The sequence below is a fragment of the Herbiconiux sp. SALV-R1 genome (assembly GCF_013113715.1).
Taxonomy (GTDB): Bacteria; Actinomycetota; Actinomycetes; order Actinomycetales; family Microbacteriaceae; genus Herbiconiux.
Genome location: NZ_CP053344.1, coordinates 1,127,798 through 1,150,452, shown reverse-complemented (window position 1 = coordinate 1,150,452; position 22,655 = coordinate 1,127,798). Strand labels below are relative to the sequence as shown.

Below are 22,655 nucleotides of genomic sequence, written 5' to 3'. Positions count from 1 at the left end.
CGCGCGATCGTCGTCTCCCTCCGTCGGTGAACCCGCCGGATGGGGTCGGTTCCATGCTAGGCGGTGCGCCGGGTGGCGCTCGCCTCTTGCCGGGTGTCGGTGGCGGATGCTGTACTTCCGTCACGAGCGCAGCCATCTCCGCCGACGGAACGACGATCGCCTACACCGTCGTGGGTGACGGGCCGCCCGTCGCGATCGTGGGCGGTGCGTTCTCCACCGCTGCCGCGGGCGCGCCGCTCGCCGCGGCGCTGGCCGAGGCGGGCTACCGGGGTGTGACGATCGACCGCCGGGCGCGGGGCGAGAGCGGCGACACCGCTCCCTACGCCCCGGAGCGCGAGGCCGACGACCTCGCGGCCGTCATCGAGGCCGTCGGCGGCGACGCCGCGGTGCTCGGGCACTCCTCGGGCGCGGTGCTCGCACTGTTCGCCGCCGCGCAGGGCGTGCCGGTGCGGCACCTGTTCCTCTCGGAGCCGCCCTTCCGCTTCGGGGTCGACGAGCCGGCCGCCGACCTGCCCGAACGGCTGCAGGCTCTCGTCGACGGGGGCCGCTCCGGCGACGCGGTCACGCTCTTCCAGCGCGAGGCCGTGGGCCTTCCCGAGGCGGTGGTGCAGCAGATCCGCTCCAGCCCGATGTTCGACTCGCTCGTGCCGCTTGCCCAGTCGGTGGTCTACGACGCCCTGCTCACGCGCGCCGTCTCCACCCCCACCCCCGCCATGCTGGCCGTCTCGACCCCCGTCACGATCCTCCGCGGCGACCCCACCTTCCCGATGCTCGTCACCGCTGCCGACCGCCTCGCCGCCGCCATCCCCACCGCCGAACTCGTCATCGTCCCCGAGTCCCACGACCACGGCCTCGACCCCGCCGGCACCACCCGCGAACTCACCCGCCGCCTCCCCCTCCCCGCCTAACCCGCACCTCCTCCCCCACCACTTTCTTGCGGACAAAGTCCGTCGGAACGTGGGATGGGACGGACTTTGTCCGCACGAAAGTGGGAGGTCAGGTGGTGCGGGTGCAGCGGGACTCGCTGGTGACGGTGAGGGTGGTGGAGCCGTCGCCCTCGGCGGCGGCGACCACGGTCATCGGCACGAGGTTCTTGCCGATGAGCTTTAGCGTGATGCCGCCGGAGGTCGAGTCGCCGCCGGCCGCCCCGTCGTCGGTGGGGGCCGTCGTGTCGGTGGTGACGTACCAGCCGTCGGACTCGTAGTGCAGCCGCACCTGCTCGGCCCAGGTGGCCGCGTCGAGCCCGGGCACGGAGCCGAGCACGCGCGTGACGGCCGCCTGCTCCTCGGCGCTGCCGTCGGGGCAGGCCTGCACGACGGTGTTCTCCTCATCGGTCGCCGGGGTCGAACCCTCCGGCAGCAGCGCGACGAGCCCGTCGATCTGCGTGGTGACCTCGGCGGTGACACCGTCGAGGGTGGTGGGGGTGTCGGGCCGCACGGTCGCGATGCCGATCCACACGGCGGCCACGATCACGGCGGCGATCCCTGCGGTGATGAGGGTCGCCGGGCGCAGCAGCCCGCCCCACTTCTCCCCGCGATCGGGCATCACGGGCAGCTTGCGGCGCGGCAGCAGCCTGAACTGCTTGAGCGAGTCACTCCGGCCGGCCGGCTTGTTCCGCTCGTCGCTCATGCTTCCACCCTATGGGGCAGGCGTCTCGGCATCCTGAGGGTCCCCTCCTCCGCCTTCTTACGGACAAAGTCCGTCCAAACTCACTTTCGGACGAACTTTGTCCGCAAGAACGTGGGGGCGGGGGGCGGGATGCGCGGGTCAGCGCTCGGTGAGGCGGCCCGCGTCGACGTGCCAGTGGCGGGTGAGGCGCACGGTGTCGAGCATGCGGCGGTCGTGGGTGACGAGGAGCACGGTGCCGTCGTAGGAGTCGAGTGCCTGCTCGAGCTGCTCGATGGCCGGCAGGTCGAGGTGGTTCGTGGGCTCGTCGAGCACGAGCAGGTTCACCCCGCGCGCCTGCAGGAGCGCGAGCCCCGCCCGGGTGCGCTCGCCGGGCGAGAGCTCGGCCGCGGGCCGCCCCACGTGGTCGGCCTTGAGGCCGAACTTCGCGAGCAGCGTGCGCACCTCGGCCACGGGCCACTCGGGCACCTGCGCCTCGAACGCCGCCGTGAGCGACGTCGCCGACGCGTCGCCGAGCACCGCCCGCGCCTGGTCGATCTCGCCGATCGCCACCGACGACCCGAGCGACGCACTCCCGGCCGAGGGCTGCACCCGCCCGAGCAGCAGCCCGAGCAGCGTCGACTTGCCCGCGCCGTTCGGGCCCGTGATGCCGATGCGGTCGCCCGCCGCCACCTGCACCGACACCGGCCCGAGCGTGAACGACCCGCGCGACACCACCGCCGAAGACGCCGTCGCCACCACGCTCGACGACCGCGGCGCCGCGCCGATGGTGAACTGCAGCTGCCACTCCTTGCGCGGCTCCTCCACCTCGTCGAGCCGCGCGATGCGACTCTCCATCTGCCGCACCTTCTGCGCCTGCTTCTCACTCGACTCGCTCGACGCCTTGCGCCGGATCTTGTCGTTGTCGGGCGCCTTTCGCATCGCGTTCCGCACACCCTGACTCGACCATTCGCGCTGCGTGCGGGCCCGCGCGACGAGGTCGTCCTTCTTCGCCGCGAACTCCTCGTACTCCTCGCGCGCGTGCCGCTTCGCCACCGCCCGCTCCTCGAGGAACGAGTCGTACCCGCCCCCGTACACGCGGTTCGTGCCCTGGGCCAGGTCGAGCTCGAGCACCCGGGTGACGCTCCGGGCGAGGAACTCCCGGTCGTGACTGACGAGCACGACTCCCCCACGCAGACCCCGGATGAACGCCTCCAGCCGGTCGAGACCGTCCAGATCGAGATCGTTGGTCGGTTCGTCGAGCAGCACGACGTCGAAGCGCGACAGCAGCAGCGCGGCGAGCCCCACCCGGGCCGCCTGCCCTCCCGAGAGTGAGGTCATGAGCGCCTCGGCGGCGACCTCGAGCCCGAGCTCCGCGAGCACGACGGGCAGCCGCTCGTCGAGGTCGGCGGCACCGCTCGCGAGCCACCGCTCGAGCGCTGCCGAGTACCGGTCGGCCGGGTCGACGCCGCCGGCAGCCGCAGCCCCCGCCGCATCCGCGGCCCCAGCCCCAGTCCCGGCCGCAGCCCCCGCCGCATCCGCGGCCCCAGCCCCAGCCCCAGCCCCAGCGGGCGAGGCGAGCCCCTCGGCCGCCGCATCCATCTCTGCGGTCGCCGCAGCCGCCCCCGTGCGACGGGCCACGTACTGCGCCACGGTCTCGCCGGGCACCCGCTCGTGCTCCTGCGGCAGCCAGCCCACGAAGGCGTCGGCGGGCGCGAGCGACACCTCCCCCTCCGCCGGGGCGTCGAGACCGGCGAGGATGCGCAGCAGCGTCGACTTGCCGGCCCCGTTCGCCCCCACCACCCCCACCACGTCTCCGGGCGCGACCACGAGGTCGAGCCCCGAGAACAGGATGCGGTGGTCGTGACCCCCGGAGAGACCTTTCGCGACGAGGGTCGCCGTCATCGCGACAGCAGCTCGGCCGCACTCCCGGTGCAGCTGGCGGTGGCATAGGCGCCCGAGGCGGTCTCCTCGGCGATCACCTCGCCGTCGAGCGTGACGCGGCAGGTCACGTCGCCACCGTCGGCACCGTTCACCGCGGTGAGGGTGTAGCTGGCGTAGCTGTCGGCTCCGCCGAACGGCACGTCGAGCGAGTTCTCGAACGGCAGGTCTTGGGCGAGTGCCTGCTGGGTGGTGAGCGCACCGCCGATGGAGACGGTGTAGGTGATGTCGACGTCGGTGCCGGTTCCGTCGACCTCGTAGACGAGCGGCACGGTGTCGTAGGTGAGGCCGCTGTCGTACAGCGCCGTGCTCACGAGGCTGCCGAAGAACACGAAGGTGTAGACGACGGCCATGACGATGGCGGCTAGCAGCGCGACGAAGCCGATGATCGAGCCCGCGACGCCGAGCCCTCGCCCGCGACCGCTGATCGCGGCGATCACGCCGACGATCACGGCGGCGAGCGCGATGAGCAGCGCCAGGTAGTTGAACAGCGGGATGAACGCCCCCACGAAGGCGACGATGCCGAGGATGAGCGCCGCCACCCCCAGCCCGTTGCGCTTCGCCGGAGCCGGAGCGGGGGCAGGCGACGGCTGCCGGGGCGCCTGCTGCAGGGGTGCCGAAGGCTGCGGCCCAGGCACGCCGAGCTGTGCCGACCCACCCGCCGGCGGGGTCGGCGGCCCCGCCTGCTCGGGCCGCCCGGGCGGCGGGGTCGGCGGCACGGACGGGTACGGCGGCAGATCGCTCATACCCCGATCATGCCCGATGCCACCGGAGTTCACGAGCTGTTCACGCCCGCGCCCGGTGGCACGCGAGACCCCCGGGGCTAGACAGGGCCTGTGCGACCGACCGGCCGCGGGAGGAGACCTCGATGGACGTGCTCATCACCGTGATCCTGGTGATCGTGGTGGCTCTGGTGTTCGACTTCACGAACGGGTTCCACGACACCGCGAACGCCATGGCGACCTCCGTCGCCACCGGCGCCCTCAAGCCCCGCGTGGCGGTGGGCATCTCGGCGGTGCTCAACCTCGTCGGGGCGTTCCTGTCGACCGAGGTGGCGAAGACCATCTCCGACGGCATCATCAACGAGGGCGACAACGGCCTGGAGATCACCCCGAGCCTCATCTTCGCCGGCCTCGTCGGCGCCGTGCTGTGGAACCTCACCACGTGGTACTTCGGCCTGCCCTCGAGCTCCACCCACGCGCTGTTCGGCGGCCTCATCGGCGCCGCCATCATCGGTGCGGGCTTCGGTGCCGTGAACTTCCCGGTGGTGCTGTCGAAGGTGGTGCTGCCGGCGATCATCTCGCCGGTCGTCGCCGGTGTCATCGCCCTCTCGGCCACCTACCTCGCCTATGTCATCACGAAGCAGGCGCGCAGCCGCGGCTCGGAGAAGGGCTTCCGGCACGGCCAGACCGTGTCGGCGTCGCTGGTCTCCCTCGCCCACGGCACGAACGACGCGCAGAAGACCATGGGCGTCATCACCCTCACCCTGGTGGCGGCCGGCTACCAGGACTCCGGCGGCGCCCCGCAGTTCTGGGTCATCCTGGCCTGCGGTCTCGCCATCGCGCTCGGCACCTACCTCGGCGGGTGGCGCATCATCCGCACCGTGGGCAAGCGCATCACCGACATCAGCTCCCCGCAGGGGTTCGCGGCAGAGACCAGCTCGGCGGCCACCATCCTGGTCTCCTCCCACCTCGGCTTCGCCCTCTCCACCACGCAGGTGACCTCGGGTGCGATCGTGGGTGCCGGCCTCGGCAAGAAGCTCGCGTCGGTGCACTGGGGTGTCGTCGGCCGCATCGCCATCGCCTGGGGCGTCACCCTCCCGGCGGCGGCTCTCGTGGGAGGCGTGGCGGCCTGGGCGGCGACCTCGAGCATCCTGGGCCTCATCCTCGTGGCGGTGCTCGGCGCCGGCGCGGCGCTCACCCTGTACCTGCTGGCCCGGCGCCACCCGGTGACCCACGAGAACGTCAACGACACCGACGACGACACGTCGCGAACGGATGCGCGCGACGAGAAAGAGGTGACCGCATGAACCCGACGGCACCGGTTCAGAACCTCACGACCGCGATGCGCGCCGCCGAGGAAGCAGCCGGCGACGGGCAGTTCCTCGGCGTCGACTGGGGATCGTTCGTGCTCGTCTTCGTCGTGGCGCTCGCCGCAAGCGTCTTGGTGGCGGCGACCTACTCGTTCGGTTTGCGGCTGCTGGGCGCCGGCACGTCGCGCGAGACGAGGCCGGCGGCCGCGACAGCGGGAGCCTACATGTGCTTCGCGGTCGGGGTAGCAGCCGTACTGTACGGAATCTATCTGATCGTCCCGATGTTCCATCAATGACGCTGTGACCTGGGAATCAGCATTCCCAGCCTCCTCCCGGGAATAGTCCGAGCCCCCCGGCGTTGAACTTGAGCGTAAGGCACTCAAGTTTCAAACCAGGAGGTTTCGTGCCCGAGAACCCCAACCCCGCAGAGACCGGCGGCAACTCCTTCGACGAGTTCCTCGCCCGGTACCTCGAGGGCGAGCAGCGCGCGGCGCGAGCCGGGCGCTCGATCGACCTCAGCAAGCTGATCAGCCGCCGCACCCAGGAGCTCCTCTCCCAGGCCGGCGCCTACGCGATCGAGCACGGTCACTCCGAGCTCGACGCCCTGCACGTGCTGCGCACCATCGCGCCCGTGCAGCCCGCCGCCGACGCCATCCGCCGTGTCGGTGCCGACCCGCGCGCCATCGCCGGGGCCGCCGAGCTGCGGCTCCCCGCGGCGAGCACCGACCGCGTGGTGCAGCCCGCGCTGACGCAGTCGGCCCAGCGGGCGTTGTTCCACGCCTACCAGGTGGCCCGCGCATCCGGTTCGACCTACATCGACCCCGAGCACCTCTTCTTCGCCCTCGTGATCAACCAGGACTCCCCCGCCGGCCAGGTGCTGGCGCAGGCCGGTGTGACCCCCGAGGCGCTTCAGGAGGGCATGCGTCAGGGCGCCGAGGCCGGCGCGACCGCCGGTGGCGCGGCGACCGCCGGCAGCGCCGGCCAGAACGGGCAGAGCGGCCAGAACGGCCAGGCGACCCCCGAGTCCGACACCCCCACCCTCGACAGGTTCGGCACCGACCTCACCGAGCGCGCCCGTCTGGGCGAGCTCGACCCCGTGATCGGCCGGCTCGACGAGATCGAGCAGACCGTCGAGATCCTCTCCCGCCGCACCAAGAACAACCCGGTGCTGGTCGGCGAGGCGGGTGTCGGCAAGACCGCGATCGTCGACGGCATCGCCCAGGCGATCGTCGACGGCACCGTGCCCGAGCAGCTGCGCGACAAGCGCGTGGTGGCGCTCGACCTACCCGCGATGCTCGCGGGAACCCGCTTCCGCGGCGACTTCGAGGAGCGCCTCACAAAGCTGATGGACGAGATCTCGGCCCACAAAGACGAGCTCATCGTTTTCATCGACGAGGTGCACACCGTGGTCGGGGCCGGTGGCTCCGGCGAGGGCGGCATGGACGCCGGCAACATCCTGAAGCCGAGGCTCGCCCGTGGCGACCTGCACCTGCTGGGCGCCACCACCCTCAAGGAGTACCGCGCGATCGAGAAGGACCCGGCGCTCGAGCGCCGCTTCTCCCCGGTCACCGTCGGCGAGCCGTCGCTGCCGGATGCGGTGCTCATCCTCCAGGGCCTCCGCCAGGCGTACGAGGAGCACCACGGCGTCTCCTACACCGACGCCGCGCTCACCGCCGCGGTCGAGCTGTCGGCACGCTACGTGAGCGACCGCTTCCTCCCCGACAAGGCGATCGACCTGATCGACCAGGCGGGCGCCCGGCTGCGGCTGGCGCTCGGCAAGGTGCCGGCGCTCGTCGACACCGAGTCGCTGATGGCCGACCTCGCCGCCCTCGAGGGCGCGAAGAACGCCGCTGTCTCGGCCGAGCACTACGAGGAGGCGTCGCGCATCCGTGACGAGATCGAGGACATCCAGCACCAGCTCGCCGAGGCCGCCTCGGTGAACCGCCGGGTGGCCGCCGAGCGCGCCGCGGGCGGCATCGACACGGATGCCGTGGTCGACGAGGCCGAGATCGCTGCGGTGATCTCGCGCGCGACCGGCATCCCGGTGTCGCGTCTCGGTGAGGTGGATCGTGCCCGTCTCGCCGCCCTGGAGGGCGAGCTGCACGAGCGCGTGATCGGGCAGGACGACGCGGTGACCGTGGTCTCCAAGGCGGTGCGGCGCAACCGTACCGGCATGGGCGACGCGCGCCGGCCGATCGGCTCGTTCCTCTTCCTCGGCCCCACCGGGGTCGGCAAGACCGAGCTAGCCAAGTCGCTCGCCGAGTCGCTGTTCGGGTCGGCCGAGTCGATGCTGCGCTTCGACATGTCGGAGTTCGGCGAGCGCCACACGGTCTCGCGCCTGGTCGGCGCCCCTCCCGGATACGTCGGCTACGACGAGGCCGGGCAGCTCACCGAGCGGGTGCGCCGCAACCCCTACTCGGTCGTGCTGTTCGACGAGATCGAGAAGGCGCACCCCGACGTGTTCAACCTGCTCCTGCAGGTGCTCGACGACGGGCGGCTCACCGACGGGCAGGGTCGCACGGTCGACTTCCGCAACACCGTGGTGATCATGACCTCGAACCTCGGTTCGGAGTTCCTGGCCTCGCGGTCGGGTGCGATGGGCTTCGTCGCCCAGACGCCCGGCGACACCACCGGGTTCGGCAGCGACAAGGCGCTGCGCGACCGGGTGATGGGCAAGCTGCGTGAGGCGATGCGACCTGAGTTCCTCAACCGCATCGACGAGATCGTGCTGTTCCGCAAGCTCGAGAAGCCGCAGCTGCGCGAGATCGTGTCGCTGCTGCTCGGCGCCACCCGCGCCCGGCTGGCGGCTCACGAGATCACGGCGACGGTGACGGATGCGGCGGTCGACTGGCTCGCCGACACCGGCTACGAGCCGGAGTACGGAGCGCGCCCGTTGCGCCGGGTCATCCAGCGCAACGTCGACGACGCGGTGGCCGAGCTGCTCGTCTCTGGCGAGCTCGCCGACGGCGGGGCGGTCACGATCGACGCCCGCGACGGCCGGCTCGTGGTGACCGCGGGCAGCGGCGCACCGCTGCTGGCGCAGGCCGCGTAGACGCGGGTTCAGAGGGGGTCGGATGCCGAGCATCCGGCCCCCTTCGGCGTGTCAGCAAGCGTCTTAAGCGGCGCCTTAGGCGAGCGGATGCGCGGGTGCGGAATCTACAACGTCCGCCCGATGAGCCGGCCCTGCCTCAGCGAGGACAGTGAAGACATCGGAAGAACCCACCAGAAAGGTTCAGCTCATGCTCTTCTTCATCGTCATCGTCGGTGCGCTCATCGTCTGGGCGGTCGTCGCCGCGGCCCTCGCCTCCTCGCACGACGGGCGGGGTGCGCCCCACGCCGAGTCGCGCTCGGTCGACGAGCGCCGGAGCGACTTCCCGCTGCTCACCGACGCCACGTTCTTCAGTCGCTGAGGGGCTCGGGGCGGCGGGGTGGCGGCGCGCCGGCGCCGACGTCAGATGCGCGGAGCGTCGGGCGCGGCCGCCGGCGCGACTGCGCCCGGCCTGCTCGGGTCGCACAGCCGGAGCACCAGCACGATCACTCCGGCGATCGGCACCAGCAGCCAGAACAACTGCGGCCAGGAGCTGCCGCCGTCACGGAGTCGCCGCACGGCGAGACCCAGCGTCGGCAGCAGCACGCCGATCGACCACAGGCCGGCCAGTCCCGACCCGATGGTGAGGAAGGCGGGTGCGATGGAGTCGAGGCTGCCGAGCCCGACCCCGACGAGGGTCACGAACAGGAAGAACCACCAGAACTCGGCGAGGCCCGCCCGCCCCTCGAATTGCGCGTAATTGCGGAACCCGTTCGCGATGGCCTCCCCGAAAGACATGCTCACCGATCGCGTCTGCTGCTCGCTCATGCCGCCACTCTACCTACCGCCCCCGACCGCTCTGCCGGGGATGCGCGGTGCCAGGGAGACGGGCGACTGCTCAGGGCAGCACCAGGGAGAACACCACGAAGGTGCCGAGCGCCACGAACAGCACGACGAATACCGCGAGGGTCCAGGCGACGGGAGTCGCGCCACCGGTGGCCCGGGCGTCGCGGAGGCCGAGTGCGAGGAACACGATGCCGGCCAGCATCAGCACCGCCCCCACGACGACGACCCCGAACAGTCCGGAGACGTAGCTGGTGAGGAAGTCGACGGGTTGACCCTCGTCGAGCGCCATGCCGATGAGGCCGAGCGCCGCCGTCGCGACAAGCATCACCAGGAACCCGATGACGCCGAGCACCCGCCCGCGGCGCACCGCCGCGCCGGGTCGTGATGTGGTCGGCCGCGGCGGAGTGGTCATGAGTCGATTATGGCGGGTGGGGCGGTGGGGGTGGGCGTGGCGGGGGTGGCGCGTTCTAGGGTGGGAGGACGCGTTCGAGGAGGAGTCCATGGAGCTTGCGCAGACCGGAGCGGCGATCCTGCCGGTCGTCGTCATCGCGATCATCGTCGTGGTGCTGGGGGCCGCGCTCATCGTCGTGAGGGCGCGCCGCCGCGGTGCCGCCGACGCGACCGACGAGGCGAGCGACCGTGCGAGCGGCGGGTCCCGGCCGGGCGCCGGCCCCTCCGATGGCGGAGACGGCGACCGAGTCTAGGGTGGGTCGCATGGCGCGCATGTGGATCGCACGGGACTTCGGAGACCTCGACGTGTTCGAGGAGGTCGAGACCGAGGTCGCCCCTCCCGGCCCCGGCGAGGTGACCATCGAGGTGCGGGCGGCAGGCATGAACCCCGCAGACTTCAAGCACGTGGCCACGGGCACCGATCGTTCGAAGCTCCCGGTGGCCGTCGGGTACGAGGTCGCCGGGGTGATCGCGGCGATCGGCCCCGACACCGAGATCGCGTCGGGCGGCGGGGCGGTGGGCGACGAGGTGCTCGCGTTCCGCATCAGCGGCGGGTACTCCTCCTCGCGCACGGTTCCCGCCAAAGACGTGTTCGCGAAGCCCGCCGGGCTCGGCTTCCCCGAGGCCGCGAACCTGCTGCTGGCCGGAACGACCGCGTCGGAGATGCTCGACGTCACCGGTGTGAGAGCCGGCGAGACCGTGCTGCTGCACGGCGCATCCGGAGCCGTCGGAGTGAGCGTGCTGCAGCAGGCGGCGCTGATCGGCGCGCGCGTGGTGGGCACGGCCTCCGAGGGCAGCTTCGAGGTGGTGCGCCGCTTCGGCGGCACGCCCGTCGCCTACGGGGAGGGTCTCGCCGAGCGGGTGCGGGAGGCCGCGCCCGAGGGCATCGCCGCGGCGCTCGACGCCGTCGGCACCGACGAGGCGATCGACGTGTCGCTCGAGCTCGTCGCCGACCGCGAGCGCATCGTGAGCATCGCCGCGATGGCCAGGGCCGCCCAGCGCGGCGAGGGCTTTCGCGTGATCGCCGGAGCGATGCCAGCGAGCGCCGTCTACCGCGACCGGGTGCGCCCGCACATCATCGAGCTGGCCGGTCGCGGCGACCTCGTCGTGCCGATGGCCCGCACCTTCCCCCTCGACGAGGCGATCGACGCGCTGCGGCTGCTGAAGGATCAGCACCCCGGGGGGAAGCTCGCGCTGCTCCCCTGAGGTGGGCGACCCGGCTCCACTCCGGGGACGGACGGTACCCGCGTGCCACCGGTCTCGACGGGGATGGGACCTGAGGAGGATGTCGTCGCCGACCCCGCCGAGGAGGATCGATGCACGACGTCCCGCCCGGGCCGTCGAACGTCGACGGGCCCGCCCCGGAGGAGGTCGGAACATGGCACAGACCTGGTGCATCGTGAGCGATGACGGCGACGCGACGAGGACTCTGGCGGAACGGCTCCTCGCCGACCGGCACCGGGTGGCGGTGATCACCCGCGACACCGCGCCGTTCGCGTTGCTCGTGAACGACTACGCCGACTCGATCCTCCCCGTCGAGGTCGCGCATCCCGACCTGTTGAGCCTCACCGACGCGGTGTGGTCGATCGAGGAGAGCTTCGACACCGTCGACGTGATCGCGCTCGTCGGCGAGCCGCGCGAGGGCGGTTCGGTCGACGGGGCGGCGGGTTTCTTCACGGGCAGCTGGCCCGAGGCCCACGTGGCGCTGGTGGCGCCGCCCGCGCGCGTCTGAGGGTGCGGCGGGCATGGGCTGCGGGCGGCTCGCGAGGCAGCGCGCGAGGTGGCGCGCCAGGCAGCGCGCGCCAGCCGCTACCGGCAGGCCGCCGCGGCCCTGCTCAGGCCCCGCTGCCGCTCCAGGTGCCGGCCCGCGGCCGCCCCACCGCGAACCACAGGATCGGCCCGAGCAGCGGGAACAGCAGCACGATCAGAATCCACAGGGCGCGCTCCACGCCGGTCGCCCGGTCGGCGCGCGCGATGCTCACGAGGGCCACCACGAACAGCACCATCACCGCGACGATGGCCAGGATGATGAGCAGGTGTCCGCCCGACAGGTTCGAGAACATGCTCCCATCCTGCCCGCTCGACCCGGGCCGCGCATCCGTCTGCCGCACCCCCAGCCAGTCGAACGGCACGCGCGCGGTGCGCCCAGAGGCGGCCCCGAGCACCGCGACGACGGCGAGCACGGTGGCCGCCGTGACCGCGACTGCGGCGCCCCACCCCCGGGTCGATCGGGCGGGAACGGGGATGCGGCGGCGACTCATGCCCCGACGGTAACGAGCCGGCGGCGCCGCGCAGCTCGGTCGCGCGAGGCGGCAACGTCGCCGCAATCACCCGTCAGCAGCCACCCGACAGCGGTCACCCGTCGGCACGGTCACGCGTCAGCGGCCACCCGACAGCGGCCACCCGTCAGCGGCCACCCGTCAGCGCACGCGTTCGACCAGCGGTGGCGCGGCGGCCGAGTCGGCCCCGTTCCGCTCGCCCGACGTCTCCGCGCCACGACCTGCGCGAAGCACCGAGACCCCGGCGGCCAGGCCGCCCGCGGCGGCGGGGATCGGCACCGTCCAGAGCACGAGCCAGACGTCGGGCATGAGCGCCGCAGCCGTCACGATTCCCGTCACGATCACGAACAGTGCCGAGGCGACGCCGGTGAGCACCGCTGCCGTCTTCGGCAGCAGTGCGGGCGACCGCGCGCCGGCGTACCAGCCGAGCACGGTGCCGATCGACGAGAACAGGGCCAACGCCAGGGCGATCTGGAGGCTCGCCTGGGTGGTGACCGTCCAGCTGTGCGCATCGGGACGGGGCGACGTCGACAGCAGGAACTGCGTCGAGAGGGAACTCGCTAGGAACGTGGCGACTCCGCTGGTGGCTGTGAACCACGGCAGGGAGTGCCGGTGTGACGCCTTTGTCATGACCCGAGTATGCCACGCTGGACGCATGACTCCCCGTACCGCCGCCGAGCCGGAACTCCGCACCTTCCCCGCCGCCGTCGACGCCGAGGGACACGCCGACGCGGCGACCCGGGAGTGGATCAAGGCCGAGGCGCAGGGCTTCCACGAGCCCCGTCTCACCGACGCCGTGGTCGACCGCCGGGCCCGCCATCTGGTGGCAGACGCACAGCGTCTCACCGGCGTCTACCAGGACTCCGGCTCCCCCGCCGGGTACGGTCCCGAGGTGCCCGTGGCGACCTTCGCGAGCCTCGACGGCGAGCTCTCCACCGGGGGCGGCGAGCCGGTGCGGGCGAACCTCATCTCGGCGGTGACCGTGCGCCCCACGCACCGCCGCCGTGGCCTGCTGCGCCGCATGATGGTGGCCGACCTCGAGCGCGCCGTCGCCGACGGGCACATGCTCGCCGCGCTCACGGTGTCGGAGGCGACCATCTACCGCCGCTTCGGCTTCGGCGTGGCGACCGCGGTGAACGCCGTCACCGTCACCACCGACTCGCGCTTCCGGCTCACCACGTCTCCGGCGGGCCGCTGCGAGCTGGTCGACGCCGGCGCGCTGAAGGAGCTCGGCCCGGCGGTGTTCGCCCGCTTCCACGCCGGCCGCCCCGGTTCGATCGGCCGCCTGTCGCGCCACTGGAGCGTCACCTCCGGCCTCGAGGGCGACGACCGCGACGACGCCCCCGAGGTGCGCGCCGCCGTGCACCTCGACGACACCGACACGATCGACGGGTACGTCTCCTACCGCTTCAAGGGCTGGGACACGACGCCGCACACCATCGAGATCGTCGACCTGGTGGCCGCCACTGACGAGGCCTACCTCGGCCTCTGGGAGTTCCTCGGCTCCCTCGACCTCGTGGAGCGCGTGACCTGGGAGGCCGCGCCCGCCGACGACCCGCTGCGCTGGGCGCTCGCCGACTGGCGCGTCGTCAAGGCCACCGGCGTCGACGACTGGCTGTGGGTGCGCGTGCTCGACGCGGCGCGCGCCTTCGAGGCCCGCGCCTACGTTCCCGACGCCTCAGGCGAGGTGACCATCGATGTGACGGATGCGCTCGGCCACGCCGACGGACGGCTCACGCTCCGCGTCGAGGGCGGAACCGGCACGGCGGAGTTCACCCCGCGAGGCACCGGCCCCGCCGGAGTAGACGCGGCGGCCCCGGGTGACGGTGCCGGCGCCGACCTCGCGCTCGACGTCGCCGACCTCGGCTCGCTCTACCTCGGCGGCGTCGACCCGCGCGTGCTCACCGCGGCGGGCCGACTCCGCGAGCTCACCCCGGGTGCCGCGCAGCGCGCCCGCACCCTGCTCGCCCCGCTCGCACCGGTCTGGGGCACCACGCACTTCTGATCGTGCGCGGTGCCCCGGCCGCCCGCCCGTGCCGCATGGGCGAGCCGGGCGAGCCGGGCCGCGCCGGGCGGCCCGAGCAGCCCGCGCCGGTCAGCGCGCGAGGAACCCCGCGTCGACCGGGAGGGCGGCCCCCGTCACGTAGCGCGCCTCGTCGCTCACCAGCCAGGCGATGGCGTTCGAGATGTCGAGCGCCTCGATCATCGGCACCGGCAGCAGGTTCTGCATGGCCGCCCCCATGCCGGGGTTGGCGGCGAGGAACGCCTGCATGGCGTCGTTCACCACCATCGGCGTGTTCACGCCCGTGGGGTGGACGGTGTTGACCCGGATGCTGTACTGCGCCAGCCAGTTGGCGTACGTGTGCATGAGCCCCACCACACCGTGCTTCGACGCCGCGTACCCCGAGGTGGCTCCGGTGCCGTCGCCGCCGGCGCCGGAGAGCCCCTGGGTCGAGCTGGTGAGCACGATGGCGCCGCCGCGCCCGTTCTCGATCATCGACGGAACACCGGCCTTCACCGTGTTGTGCACGCCGAAAAGGTTCACCTCGACCACGTCGCGGAAGGCCTGGTCGTCGTCGATGGTCGCGCCCTGCGGGGCGATGCCGGCATTGGCGAGGATGATGTCGACGGGCCCGAGCTCGGCGACACCGCGGTCGACGGCGGCCTTCAGCGCCGCGATGTCACGCACGTCGGCCTCGACGGCGACGATGCGGCGGTCGAGACCCTCGACGGCGGAGACGGTCTCCTCCAGGTCGGCGGGTGACGCCATCGGATAGGGCACGGAGTCGATCTGCGAGCAGATGTCGACGGCGATGACGTCGGCGCCCTCCTGCGCCAGCCGCACGGCGTGACTGCGGCCCTGACCTCGGGCGGCACCGGTGATGAAGGCGACCTTGCCCTCGAGCTTTCCCATGGCTGTTCCCTTCTCGCGTCTTCGCGACGGCGCAGGAGTCCGTGAAGGGGTCGAGCGGCGTCGCTCCATTTCGGCACTGAGTGCCGTTATCAGGCTAGCCGTCGACACCCGTCGCCTCAAGGTCCGGATGCGCGCAGAGGGCGAACGAAACCGCATTCGCGGACCTAGGATGGGTTCTGTGACGCAGATACGGATCAAGGACGCCGCAGCGTTCCTCGGGGTGAGCGACGACACCGTGCGGCGCTGGATCGACTCGGGGCTTCTCGAAGCGCGACCCGACGACGCCGGCAGGCGCACCGTCGACGGCCTGGCCCTCGCACAGCTGGCCGGCCGGAACGCCGTCCTCCCCGCCGACCCGAGCGAGGTGCGGCGGAGCGCCCGCAACCGCTTCGTCGGACTGGTGACGTCCATCACCGCCGACACCGTCATGGCCCAGGTCGAGCTGCAGTGCGGCCCGCACCGCGTCGTCTCCCTCATGTCGAGCGAGGCGGTGCGCGACCTCGGCCTCGAGCCCGGCTCGGTCGCCATCGCCGTCGTGAAGGCGACGACCGTCATCATCGAGACCCCGAAGGGCGACGCATGAACCGTACCGCGACCACCGTGAGGATCGCCCTGGGGCTGGCTGGAGCATCCGTCGCCCTCGCCCTGGCCGGCTGCGCGGGCGGCCAGACCGCGACCGAGACTCCCGCGTCGACGAGCTCGCCCGCCGCGGGGTCGACGCTGTCGGGCTCGATCACGGTGTTCGCCGCGGCCTCGCTCAAGGGCACCTTCACCGAGCTGGCGCAGGATTTCGAGGCGGAGCATCCGGGCACCACCGTGGAGCTGACCTTCGCCGGGTCGAGCGACCTGGTCACCCAGATCACCGAGGGCGCTCCGGCCGACGTGTTCGCCTCGGCCGACGAGAAGAACATGACCAAGCTCACCGACGCGGGACTCATCGCCGCCGACGCCCCCGTCGACTTCGCCACCAACGTGCTCACCATCGCCGTGCCGCCGGGCGACCCCGCCGGGGTGACCGGGTTCGCCGATCTCGCCGACCCCGCGCTGAAGGTCGTCGTGTGCGCCCCGCAGGTTCCGTGCGGAGCGGCGACCGCGACGGTCGAGGAGGCGACGGGCGTGACCCTCGCCCCGGTCTCGGAGGAGTCGTCGGTGACCGACGTGCTCGGCAAGGTGACCTCGGGCGAGGCCGACGCCGGCCTCGTCTACGTCACCGACGTGATCGCCGCGGGCGACGCCGTCGAGGGCGTGGCCTTCCCCGAGGCGAGCGAGGCGGTGAACACCTACCCCATCGCGACGGTCGGCGACTCGGCCGAGCAGGAGCTCGCCGACGCCTTCGTCGCCTTCGTCACCGGCGACACCGGCCGCGCCGTGCTCGAGGCGGCCGGTTTCGGCGCCCCGTGACCTCCGCCGGCCTCCCGGCCACGGGCGTGCCGCGCTGGGTCGTCGCGGTCGCCGTCGTCGGCGCCCTCTTCGTGGTCGTGCCTCTCGCCGCGCTGGTGCTGCGGGTCGACTGGGCGGAGTTCATCCCTCTCGTCACCTCCGAGTCGTCGCGCGACGCGCTGTGGCTGAGCCTCCGCACCTCGCTCTCGGCCACCGTGCTCTGCGTGCTGCTCGGCGTACCGATGGCGGTGGTGCTGGCGCGCACGCGCTTCTGGGGTCAGAAGGTGCTGCGCGCCCTGGTGCTGCTGCCGCTCGTGCTCCCGCCCGTGGTGGGCGGCATCGCCCTGCTCTACACCTTCGGCCGCCGCGGTCTGCTCGGTCAGAGCTTCCAGGCCTTCGGTGTCGAGATCGCCTTCTCGACCACGGCGGTGGTGCTCGCCCAGACCTTCGTGGCCCTGCCCTTCCTGGTGCTGAGCCTCGAGGGCGCGCTGCGCACGGCCGGCACCCGCTACGAGGCGGTCGCCGCCACGTTGGGCGCCGCCCCCACGACGGTGCTGCGCCGCATCACCCTTCCCCTCGTGCTCCCGGCCCTGGTGTCGGGCGCGGTGCTCTCGTTCGCGCGGGCGCTCGGCGAGTTCGGGGCGACCCTCACCTTCGCCGGCAGCCTCCAGGGCGTCACGCGAACCCTGCCGCTCGAGGTGTACCTGCAGCGCGAGACCGACCCCGACGCCGCCGTCGCCCTCTCGCTCGTGCTGGTGGTGGTGGCGATCGTCGTGGTCGCCGTCGCCCACCGGGTGGGTGAGACCCGCTCGACGGCACTGCGGGGGCGGTCGTGAGCCTGCGCTTCTCGGCGCGGCTCGCGGAGCGCGGCTTCGACGTCGACCTCGAACTGGCCGCGGGCGAGACGGTCGCCGTGCTGGGGCCGAACGGCGCGGGCAAGTCGACCCTGCTCGCGCTGCTCGCCGGCTTGCTCCGACCCGATGCCGGCCGGGCCGAGCTCGACGGCACCGTGCTCTTCGACGTGTCGCCCGGCTCCAGGCGGAGCGCCTGGCTCGCCCCGCACCGTCGCTCGGTGGCCCTGCTCTCGCAGGAGCCGCTGCTCTTCCCCCACCTCTCCGTGCTCGAGAACGTCGCCTTCGGGCCGCGCACCACCACCGATCGGGCGACCGCAGCATCCCGCGCCCGGCACTGGCTCGCCGAGGTCGACGCCTCCGCCCTCGCCGATCGCCGGCCCACGCAGCTCTCGGGTGGTCAGGCGCAGCGCGTCGCCGTGGGGAGGGCCCTCGCCGCCGAACCCCGGCTGCTGCTGCTCGACGAACCCATGGCGGCACTCGACGTCGCGGTGGCGCCGGCCCTCCGACGGATGCTCCGCCGCGTGCTCGCCGACCGCACCGCGGTCATCGTCACCCACGACATCCTCGACGCGTTCCTCCTCGCCGACCGCGTGGTGGTGATGCACGAGGGGCACGTCGTCGACCACGGCCCCACCCGCGCCGTGCTCGAGCGCCCGACCACCGCCTTCACCGCGGGGCTCGCCGCCGTGAACCTCCTCACCGGTGTCGGCGCGACGACGAGCACGACGGGGGACGCTGCGGCGAGGGTGCGCCTGCAGACCGGCATCGAACTCTCGGCCCGGGCCGTCGCCGACATCGCGGCCGGCCGGCCCGCGGGGGTGGCCGTGCGACCCGGCAAGGTCTCGATCGCCGCGGTCGACGACACCCGGATGCTCGCGACGGCCAACCAGCTCCCTGCGACGGTGGTCGACGTCGAGCCGCGCGGCGACCTCGTGCGGGTGCGCACCGAGCTGCTCTCCGCCGACCTGGCCCCGGGCGACGCCGCCGCACTCGACCTCGACGCCGGCACGCGCATCCTGTGCTCCTTCGAGGCCGCCGACGCCGTCGCCTACCCGCTCTGAGCAGCGAACGATCGGATGCGCGGGCGGGGTCGGCGGGGCGGGGGCGCCCCGGGGTCACACCTCCTGCGCGCCGCGCGGCGTGCGCGCCAGCACCGCGACGTACTGCAGGTTCGCCAGTGCGTGCAGCACCACCCCCGCGCCCACCACCACGAGGGCGGCGAGGGTGAGCACCCCGTTCTGCGGTGCGAAGGAGGCGACCAGCAGGATGAGCGGGAACCCGACCATGAGGAGCACGGTGCGGAGCCTCCCGATCCAGCGCACCCGCACGATGCCGGGTTGCCGCACCATGACGACGATGCCGAGGAGCAGGTCGCTCAGGAACAGGACGACGGCCATCCACACCGGCACGAGCCCCGCCAGCACGAGGGTCACGCAGACGACGAACTGGCTCACCCGGTCGGCGACCGGGTCGAGCTTCTTGCCGAAGTCGGTGACCTGGTCGAAGCGGCGCGCGATGAAGCCGTCGGCCCAGTCGGTGACGCCCAGCACGACCAGCACGACGAGCGCGCCGAACGGGTTCTCCCCCACCAACAGCACCAGCACGAACAGCGGCGTGAGAACGATCAGCCGGCCGAGGGAGATGGCGTTGGGGAGGTTCACGCTCGCGCGGCTCAGTCTTCGGGAAGGGGCTCGGTGGTGATGATGCTGCCCACCCAGCCGGGCTGGGAGGCGATGACCTCGGTGAGCTCGGCGTTGATGTAGAGGGTGCCGCCGTCGGGGCCCGCGGAGTGGAAGTAGGAGTCGGCGAAGACCGAGTCGCTCAGCACCACCTTGACGTTCGGGTAGGTCTGGACGATGCGGGCGATCGCGCGTTCTGGGTCGGACACATCGCCTCCTTTCGCTAGCCTATGAACAGCTTACGTCGAGGGAGTATTCATCCATGGAGTTCCAGACCGAATCGATCGGTGACGACATCGCGGTCATCCGCGGCGACGGACGCCTGAACATGGTGTCGGGGCCGCTCCTGCGCGATGCCGTCAAGCGGGCCATCGACGGTGGCAGGCCGCGCATCGTCGTCGACCTCAGCCGGGTGGCGTTCATGGACTCGTCGGGGCTCGGCGCACTGATCGGATCACTCAAGACGGCGCGCGAGAACCACGGCGACCTCCGCATCGTCGCCCCGTCGACCCAGGTCACGATGGTGCTGAAGCTGTCGAACGTCGAGACCATCCTCACCCCGCACGCCACGGTCGAGGAGGCCTACCGTGACTGAGGAACGGCGGAACCTCGTGTTCAGCTCGCCGCCCGACGATGTCGACGCCGTTCACGAGTTCCTCGAGTCGGTGTGGGAGGCGAACCCGCACGTCGGCGAGCTCGACCGCATGGCCTTCGAGACGGCGCTCATCGAACTCGCCTCGAACGTCATCCAGCACGCCGCGGGCGAGGGCGGGGTCACCTGCGTGCTCACCGTCTTGGCCGACGAGAGCGGCCTGTCGGCGAGCCTCGCCGACACCGCCGACGCCGGAGGCATCGTGCTGATGAACCGCGAGATGCCGAGCGAGCTCGCCGAGTCGGGCCGCGGCATCGCCCTCATCCAGGCGCTCGTCGACGACCTGCGCTACGAGCGGGTCGACGAGCGGAACGTCTGGACGATCACCCGCGCCCACGAGGCTGGCTGAGGCGGGGGGGCTGCGGGCGGCGTTGCGCGACGCGGCCGGGCCAGCGCGCTCAGCGGCGACCGACCACCACCACCGTCACATCGTCGCCCACCGAGCTCGACGACGCGGTGAGGCGGGCCACCCTGGCCACCGCGTCTTGCGGCCCGTCGGCCTCGCACACCAGCCGCGCGACCTCGGGCAGGCAGTCGAGGGTGCCGTCGAACAGGTCGAGCAGCCCGTCGGTGAAGGTGATGAGCCTGTCGCCGGGCCCGAGCACCGCCTCACCGCGGGTCCACAGACCGTCGGCGACGATCCCGATGGGAAGGCCCGTCGCCTCGAGCCGCTCGTAGCTCCCGTCGGCGCGCACGAGGAGCGTCAGCCCGTGACCGGCATCGGCGTAGTCGAGGCGCCCGGTGGGAATGTCGATCGTGCCGTGCACCAGCGTCGCGAAGCCGCCGATCTGGTCGAGATCGTCGGCGAGCTGCGTGTTCACCCGCTCGATCGCCGTGACGACATCGTCTCCGGTGCGCGCTTGGAACGCCGTGCGCACGGCCGCTGCCATGATCGCTCCCGCGGTGCCCTTGCCCATCACGTCGGCGAGGGTGAACTCGATGCCGGTCTCGGAGCCGTGCCAGCTGTAGAAGTCGCCGCCCACGTTCTTGGCGGGGAGGCAGACGCCGGCGAGATCGTAGTCGGGCCAGCTCGGCTGGTCGCGCGGCAGCAGGCGCTGCTGCACCTCGGCGGCACGGTCGCGGTCGGCGGTCTCCTGCAGCTCGCGCTCCACCCAGGCGCCCATCTCGTCGAGCAGGCGCTGCTGCTCGGCGTCGAACTCGCGCGGGGTGGTGTCGACGAGGCAGAGCGTACCGACGCGCATGTCGTCGCCGAGGCTCAGCGGGCGGCCGGCGTAGAAGCGGATGTGCCGCTCGTCCCACACCGGCTTCCGGTGCGCGAACCGCGGGTCTTTCGTCGCATCCGGAACCACCATCAGCTCCGGCCGCTGGATGGTGACCTCGCAGAACGAGTTCGAGCGCTCGATGCTGGCGCCGTGCCCCTCGAACTGGGGCGACTTCGTGAACTGTTGGCGGTCGTCGATGAAGTTGATCTCGGCGACCGGTACCGCGAACATCTCGCGCGCGATGCGCGTGATGCGGTCGAAGCGCTCCTCCGAGGGCGTGTCGATCAGCCCGAGACGCTCGACGGCCTCCACCCGGAGCTTCTCGTACCGTTCGTCATCGCGTGCAGCACCCATGGTGCAAGCCTAGCCAACGGGCGCCGCGGGCCGGTGTCCGCCCGGGGCGCCCGAACGCGCCGCGCCGCGCCGGACGCAGCCGCGGCACCCGATCAGTACCAGTTGACCGACTGCGAGTGCGACCAGGCCGAGCACGGCGTGCCGTACCCGCGGGCGATGTAGTTGAGGCCCCACGAGATCTGCGTGACGGCGTTGGTGGCCCAGTCGTCGGCGATCGTCGCCATCTTGCTGCCGGGCAGCGACTGCGGAATGCCGTAGGCCCCGCTCGAGGCGTTCTCGGCCTGGTAGTTCCAGCCCGACTCCTTGGTCCAGAGCGAGTCGAGGCACTGGAACTGGTCGGCGCCCCAGCCGTACTGCTCGGCGGCCATGTCGGCGGCCACGGCGCGGGCTCCGTCGGGGGTGTTGGCCGCGGCCAGGCGCTCGGCCTCCGCCTGGGCTGCGGCGGCTGCGGCGGCGGCCTCCGCGGCTGCGGCGTCGGCTGCAGCCTTGTCGACGGCGGCCACCTCGGCCTTGGCGGTGCTCGTCGCGGTGGTGGCCGTGTTGGTGAGGCTCTGCACCGTGGTGGTGTCGAGGTAGCGGTAGTTCGCCAGCGCCGCGACGCTCGTCACCAGTGCCTGGGTGTCGACCTTGCCCTTGGCCGCCTGCAGCACCGTGTTCGCCTCGGCGAGGGTGACCGCCGCGCGCGCGTCTGCGCGGTCGGCGGTGCGGGCGAAGATCGCGTCGGGCTGTGCCTCCACCACCGCAGCGGTGACAGCGGCAGGGGTCGATGCGATGACACCCGAGGGGGTCGCCGCGTTGGCGATCGACGGATGCGCGAAACCGGCGAGCGTGACCAGCAGGCCTGCGGCGGCGATGCCTGCGATCGGCGCGACGACGGCGCGGGAGCGCGAGCGGCGGTGCCTGCGGAGCTCGCGGCGGGTGGCGAGGCGAGGCGGCTCGGCCGCGGTGGGGAGGGTGATGATGGTGCCGGTGTCGGTGATGACGGGCAGCAGGCCGGTGTAGCCGGCGAGGATCTCGCGAGGGGTGCCGGTGGCGGCGGGGGTGCCGGCGTCGGAGGGGGTGCCGGTGCTGGCGGGGGTGGTGCCGGCGCCAAAAGGGTTGGTGCCGGAGTCGGCGGGGGTCTCGGGTCGTGCTTCGGGTCGTGCGTCGTGCTGATCGTGCATGGTGTCCAATGGTTCAGCCGGGGAACGCGAACGCTTCTGCGCTCGATCCGTTCCTGCCCTGGTCACGCCGGGGCGGGGTGGGCCTCGGCGGGCGCGACGAGGCGAGCGGGCCCGGGGAGCCCACTGGATGCCGCGCGGCAAGTGGCGGTGACGGTCGATGTCGCCTCGCGCGGAACCCTCGGCTCTCGCGCGGACTGGTGAAGCAGCAAGTATGCGCAGCCAATCTGAGAGAAATCTCCATGCGCCGTAATGAGA

At 72.4% G+C, this 22,655-nt stretch carries 27 protein-coding genes; 15 read left to right on the top strand and 12 right to left on the bottom strand.

Annotation, left to right across the window (positions count from 1 at the left end; genetic code table 11):
* The first annotated feature begins 86 nt into the window (after positions 1 to 86).
* A complete protein-coding gene (locus tag HL652_RS05675) occupies positions 87 to 908 on the top strand; it encodes an alpha/beta fold hydrolase (protein WP_253743666.1) in 822 nt (273 codons plus the stop codon).
* Positions 909 to 996: 88 nt separating this feature from the next.
* Here HL652_RS05675 and HL652_RS05670 read toward each other — a convergent pair whose 3' ends face one another.
* The 3 genes from HL652_RS05670 to HL652_RS05660 all read right to left on the bottom strand — a co-directional run bounded on the left by HL652_RS05670 (position 997) and on the right by HL652_RS05660 (position 4,292).
* The gene (locus HL652_RS05670) at positions 997 to 1,629 is read right to left on the bottom strand and encodes a hypothetical protein (protein WP_171704385.1); all 633 of its coding nucleotides are present in this window, start codon (positions 1,627 to 1,629) and stop codon (positions 997 to 999) included.
* Between the two features lie 138 nt (positions 1,630 to 1,767).
* Positions 1,768 to 3,510, bottom strand: coding sequence for an ABC-F family ATP-binding cassette domain-containing protein (locus HL652_RS05665; RefSeq protein ID WP_171704384.1), 1,743 nt, complete (start codon positions 3,508 to 3,510; stop codon positions 1,768 to 1,770).
* On the bottom strand, positions 3,507 to 4,292 hold the full coding sequence (locus HL652_RS05660; protein WP_171704383.1) for a hypothetical protein: 786 nt from the start codon (positions 4,290 to 4,292) through the stop codon (positions 3,507 to 3,509). Before HL652_RS05660 ends, HL652_RS05665 begins: the two co-directional genes overlap by 4 nt.
* 122 nt (positions 4,293 to 4,414) lie before the next feature.
* Between HL652_RS05660 and HL652_RS05655 the strand changes: the two genes are divergently transcribed.
* The 4 genes from HL652_RS05655 to HL652_RS05640 all read left to right on the top strand — a co-directional run bounded on the left by HL652_RS05655 (position 4,415) and on the right by HL652_RS05640 (position 8,988).
* The gene (locus tag HL652_RS05655) at positions 4,415 to 5,575 is read left to right on the top strand and encodes an inorganic phosphate transporter (RefSeq protein WP_171704382.1); all 1,161 of its coding nucleotides are present in this window, start codon (positions 4,415 to 4,417) and stop codon (positions 5,573 to 5,575) included.
* Positions 5,572 to 5,874, top strand: a complete 303-nt coding sequence (locus HL652_RS05650; RefSeq protein ID WP_253743664.1) for a hypothetical protein — start codon at positions 5,572 to 5,574, stop codon at positions 5,872 to 5,874. The genes HL652_RS05655 and HL652_RS05650 overlap by 4 nt, the downstream gene beginning before the upstream one ends.
* A 107-nt stretch (positions 5,875 to 5,981) precedes the next feature.
* Positions 5,982 to 8,630: an ATP-dependent Clp protease ATP-binding subunit gene (locus HL652_RS05645; RefSeq protein WP_171704381.1), complete on the top strand. Its 2,649-nt coding sequence runs from the start codon at positions 5,982 to 5,984 to the stop codon at positions 8,628 to 8,630.
* A 187-nt stretch (positions 8,631 to 8,817) separates the two neighbouring features.
* Positions 8,818 to 8,988, top strand: coding sequence for a hypothetical protein (locus tag HL652_RS05640; RefSeq protein ID WP_171704380.1), 171 nt, complete (start codon positions 8,818 to 8,820; stop codon positions 8,986 to 8,988).
* 41 nt (positions 8,989 to 9,029) lie between these two features.
* On the opposite strand, the gene HL652_RS05635 is transcribed toward HL652_RS05640, so the two are convergent.
* Together HL652_RS05635 and HL652_RS05630 are read right to left on the bottom strand one after the other, a co-directional pair.
* Positions 9,030 to 9,434 (bottom strand): DUF805 domain-containing protein, encoded by a 405-nt coding sequence (locus HL652_RS05635; protein WP_216604016.1) that lies wholly within the window; start codon positions 9,432 to 9,434, stop codon positions 9,030 to 9,032.
* A gap of 70 nt (positions 9,435 to 9,504) precedes the next feature.
* Positions 9,505 to 9,864, bottom strand: coding sequence for a hypothetical protein (locus tag HL652_RS05630; protein WP_171704379.1), 360 nt, complete (start codon positions 9,862 to 9,864; stop codon positions 9,505 to 9,507).
* 88 nt (positions 9,865 to 9,952) lie between these two features.
* On the opposite strand from HL652_RS05630, the gene HL652_RS05625 reads away from it, so the two are divergent.
* From HL652_RS05625 to HL652_RS05615, 3 genes are all read left to right on the top strand, one after another.
* Positions 9,953 to 10,156, top strand: a complete 204-nt coding sequence (locus HL652_RS05625; RefSeq protein ID WP_171704378.1) for an LPXTG cell wall anchor domain-containing protein — start codon at positions 9,953 to 9,955, stop codon at positions 10,154 to 10,156.
* 10 nt (positions 10,157 to 10,166) lie between these two features.
* Entirely contained in the window at positions 10,167 to 11,108 is a 942-nt protein-coding gene (locus tag HL652_RS05620; protein ID WP_171704377.1) for an NADP-dependent oxidoreductase, read from the top strand.
* 172 nt (positions 11,109 to 11,280) lie between these two features.
* A complete protein-coding gene (locus HL652_RS05615; RefSeq protein WP_171704376.1) occupies positions 11,281 to 11,634 on the top strand; it encodes a hypothetical protein in 354 nt (117 codons plus the stop codon).
* A 103-nt stretch (positions 11,635 to 11,737) separates the two neighbouring features.
* Here HL652_RS05615 and HL652_RS05610 read toward each other — a convergent pair whose 3' ends face one another.
* Entirely contained in the window at positions 11,738 to 12,163 is a 426-nt protein-coding gene (locus HL652_RS05610) for a PLD nuclease N-terminal domain-containing protein (RefSeq protein WP_171704375.1), read from the bottom strand.
* A gap of 159 nt (positions 12,164 to 12,322) precedes the next feature.
* Entirely contained in the window at positions 12,323 to 12,811 is a 489-nt protein-coding gene (locus tag HL652_RS05605; RefSeq protein ID WP_171704374.1) for a hypothetical protein, read from the bottom strand.
* Between the two features lie 25 nt (positions 12,812 to 12,836).
* Between HL652_RS05605 and HL652_RS05600 the strand changes: the two genes are divergently transcribed.
* Complete coding sequence (locus tag HL652_RS05600) at positions 12,837 to 14,186, top strand: GNAT family N-acetyltransferase (protein WP_171704373.1); 1,350 nt, start codon at positions 12,837 to 12,839, stop codon at positions 14,184 to 14,186.
* Between the two features lie 90 nt (positions 14,187 to 14,276).
* Here the strand turns inward: HL652_RS05600 and HL652_RS05595 are convergent, their stop codons facing one another.
* The gene (locus HL652_RS05595) at positions 14,277 to 15,095 is read right to left on the bottom strand and encodes a mycofactocin-coupled SDR family oxidoreductase (protein ID WP_171704372.1); all 819 of its coding nucleotides are present in this window, start codon (positions 15,093 to 15,095) and stop codon (positions 14,277 to 14,279) included.
* Between the two features lie 178 nt (positions 15,096 to 15,273).
* Here HL652_RS05595 and HL652_RS05590 point away from each other — a divergent pair, with 178 nt between their 5' ends.
* Genes HL652_RS05590 through HL652_RS05575 form a run of 4 tightly spaced genes read left to right on the top strand, consistent with a single transcriptional unit; the run spans position 15,274 to position 18,390 of the window.
* Complete coding sequence (locus HL652_RS05590; RefSeq protein ID WP_171704371.1) at positions 15,274 to 15,678, top strand: TOBE domain-containing protein; 405 nt, start codon at positions 15,274 to 15,276, stop codon at positions 15,676 to 15,678.
* Entirely contained in the window at positions 15,675 to 16,496 is an 822-nt protein-coding gene (modA, locus tag HL652_RS05585; protein WP_171704370.1) for a molybdate ABC transporter substrate-binding protein, read from the top strand. Before HL652_RS05590 ends, modA begins: the two co-directional genes overlap by 4 nt.
* Positions 16,493 to 17,311, top strand: a complete 819-nt coding sequence (locus tag HL652_RS05580) for an ABC transporter permease (RefSeq protein ID WP_171704369.1) — start codon at positions 16,493 to 16,495, stop codon at positions 17,309 to 17,311. The genes modA and HL652_RS05580 overlap by 4 nt, the downstream gene beginning before the upstream one ends.
* Entirely contained in the window at positions 17,308 to 18,390 is a 1,083-nt protein-coding gene (locus HL652_RS05575) for a sulfate/molybdate ABC transporter ATP-binding protein (protein WP_171704368.1), read from the top strand. Before HL652_RS05580 ends, HL652_RS05575 begins: the two co-directional genes overlap by 4 nt.
* A gap of 54 nt (positions 18,391 to 18,444) precedes the next feature.
* On the opposite strand, the gene HL652_RS05570 is transcribed toward HL652_RS05575, so the two are convergent.
* Entirely contained in the window at positions 18,445 to 18,990 is a 546-nt protein-coding gene (locus HL652_RS05570; RefSeq protein WP_171704367.1) for a CDP-alcohol phosphatidyltransferase family protein, read from the bottom strand.
* Between the two features lie 11 nt (positions 18,991 to 19,001).
* The gene (locus tag HL652_RS05565; RefSeq protein ID WP_171704366.1) at positions 19,002 to 19,217 is read right to left on the bottom strand and encodes a hypothetical protein; all 216 of its coding nucleotides are present in this window, start codon (positions 19,215 to 19,217) and stop codon (positions 19,002 to 19,004) included.
* A 53-nt stretch (positions 19,218 to 19,270) separates the two neighbouring features.
* Between HL652_RS05565 and HL652_RS05560 the strand changes: the two genes are divergently transcribed.
* A complete protein-coding gene (locus tag HL652_RS05560) occupies positions 19,271 to 19,603 on the top strand; it encodes an STAS domain-containing protein (RefSeq protein WP_171704365.1) in 333 nt (110 codons plus the stop codon).
* Positions 19,596 to 20,009 (top strand): ATP-binding protein, encoded by a 414-nt coding sequence (locus HL652_RS05555; RefSeq protein ID WP_171704364.1) that lies wholly within the window; start codon positions 19,596 to 19,598, stop codon positions 20,007 to 20,009. The genes HL652_RS05560 and HL652_RS05555 overlap by 8 nt, the downstream gene beginning before the upstream one ends.
* A 49-nt stretch (positions 20,010 to 20,058) precedes the next feature.
* On the opposite strand, the gene HL652_RS05550 is transcribed toward HL652_RS05555, so the two are convergent.
* Together HL652_RS05550 and HL652_RS05545 are read right to left on the bottom strand one after the other, a co-directional pair.
* Entirely contained in the window at positions 20,059 to 21,237 is a 1,179-nt protein-coding gene (locus HL652_RS05550; RefSeq protein ID WP_171704363.1) for a PP2C family protein-serine/threonine phosphatase, read from the bottom strand.
* 92 nt (positions 21,238 to 21,329) lie between these two features.
* The gene (locus tag HL652_RS05545; RefSeq protein ID WP_253743662.1) at positions 21,330 to 22,400 is read right to left on the bottom strand and encodes an aggregation-promoting factor C-terminal-like domain-containing protein; all 1,071 of its coding nucleotides are present in this window, start codon (positions 22,398 to 22,400) and stop codon (positions 21,330 to 21,332) included.
* Between the last annotated feature and the right edge of the window lie 255 nt (positions 22,401 to 22,655).

Coding starts and splice junctions, on each gene's coding strand:
- HL652_RS05670 (WP_171704385.1), bottom strand. CDS start 1,629: ATGAGCGACGAGCGGAACAAGCCGGCCGGCCGGAGTGACTCGCTCAAG.
- HL652_RS05665 (WP_171704384.1), bottom strand. CDS start 3,510: ATGACGGCGACCCTCGTCGCGAAAGGTCTCTCCGGGGGTCACGACCAC.
- HL652_RS05660 (WP_171704383.1), bottom strand. CDS start 4,292: ATGAGCGATCTGCCGCCGTACCCGTCCGTGCCGCCGACCCCGCCGCCC.
- HL652_RS05655 (WP_171704382.1), top strand. CDS start 4,415: ATGGACGTGCTCATCACCGTGATCCTGGTGATCGTGGTGGCTCTGGTG.
- HL652_RS05650 (WP_253743664.1), top strand. CDS start 5,572: ATGAACCCGACGGCACCGGTTCAGAACCTCACGACCGCGATGCGCGCC.
- HL652_RS05640 (WP_171704380.1), top strand. CDS start 8,818: ATGCTCTTCTTCATCGTCATCGTCGGTGCGCTCATCGTCTGGGCGGTC.
- HL652_RS05635 (WP_216604016.1), bottom strand. CDS start 9,434: ATGAGCGAGCAGCAGACGCGATCGGTGAGCATGTCTTTCGGGGAGGCC.
- HL652_RS05630 (WP_171704379.1), bottom strand. CDS start 9,864: ATGACCACTCCGCCGCGGCCGACCACATCACGACCCGGCGCGGCGGTG.
- HL652_RS05625 (WP_171704378.1), top strand. CDS start 9,953: ATGGAGCTTGCGCAGACCGGAGCGGCGATCCTGCCGGTCGTCGTCATC.
- HL652_RS05620 (WP_171704377.1), top strand. CDS start 10,167: ATGGCGCGCATGTGGATCGCACGGGACTTCGGAGACCTCGACGTGTTC.
- HL652_RS05615 (WP_171704376.1), top strand. CDS start 11,281: ATGGCACAGACCTGGTGCATCGTGAGCGATGACGGCGACGCGACGAGG.
- HL652_RS05610 (WP_171704375.1), bottom strand. CDS start 12,163: ATGAGTCGCCGCCGCATCCCCGTTCCCGCCCGATCGACCCGGGGGTGG.
- HL652_RS05605 (WP_171704374.1), bottom strand. CDS start 12,811: ATGACAAAGGCGTCACACCGGCACTCCCTGCCGTGGTTCACAGCCACC.
- HL652_RS05600 (WP_171704373.1), top strand. CDS start 12,837: ATGACTCCCCGTACCGCCGCCGAGCCGGAACTCCGCACCTTCCCCGCC.
- HL652_RS05595 (WP_171704372.1), bottom strand. CDS start 15,095: ATGGGAAAGCTCGAGGGCAAGGTCGCCTTCATCACCGGTGCCGCCCGA.
- modA (WP_171704370.1), top strand. CDS start 15,675: ATGAACCGTACCGCGACCACCGTGAGGATCGCCCTGGGGCTGGCTGGA.
- HL652_RS05560 (WP_171704365.1), top strand. CDS start 19,271: ATGGAGTTCCAGACCGAATCGATCGGTGACGACATCGCGGTCATCCGC.
- HL652_RS05550 (WP_171704363.1), bottom strand. CDS start 21,237: ATGGGTGCTGCACGCGATGACGAACGGTACGAGAAGCTCCGGGTGGAG.
- HL652_RS05545 (WP_253743662.1), bottom strand. CDS start 22,400: ATGCACGATCAGCACGACGCACGACCCGAAGCACGACCCGAGACCCCC.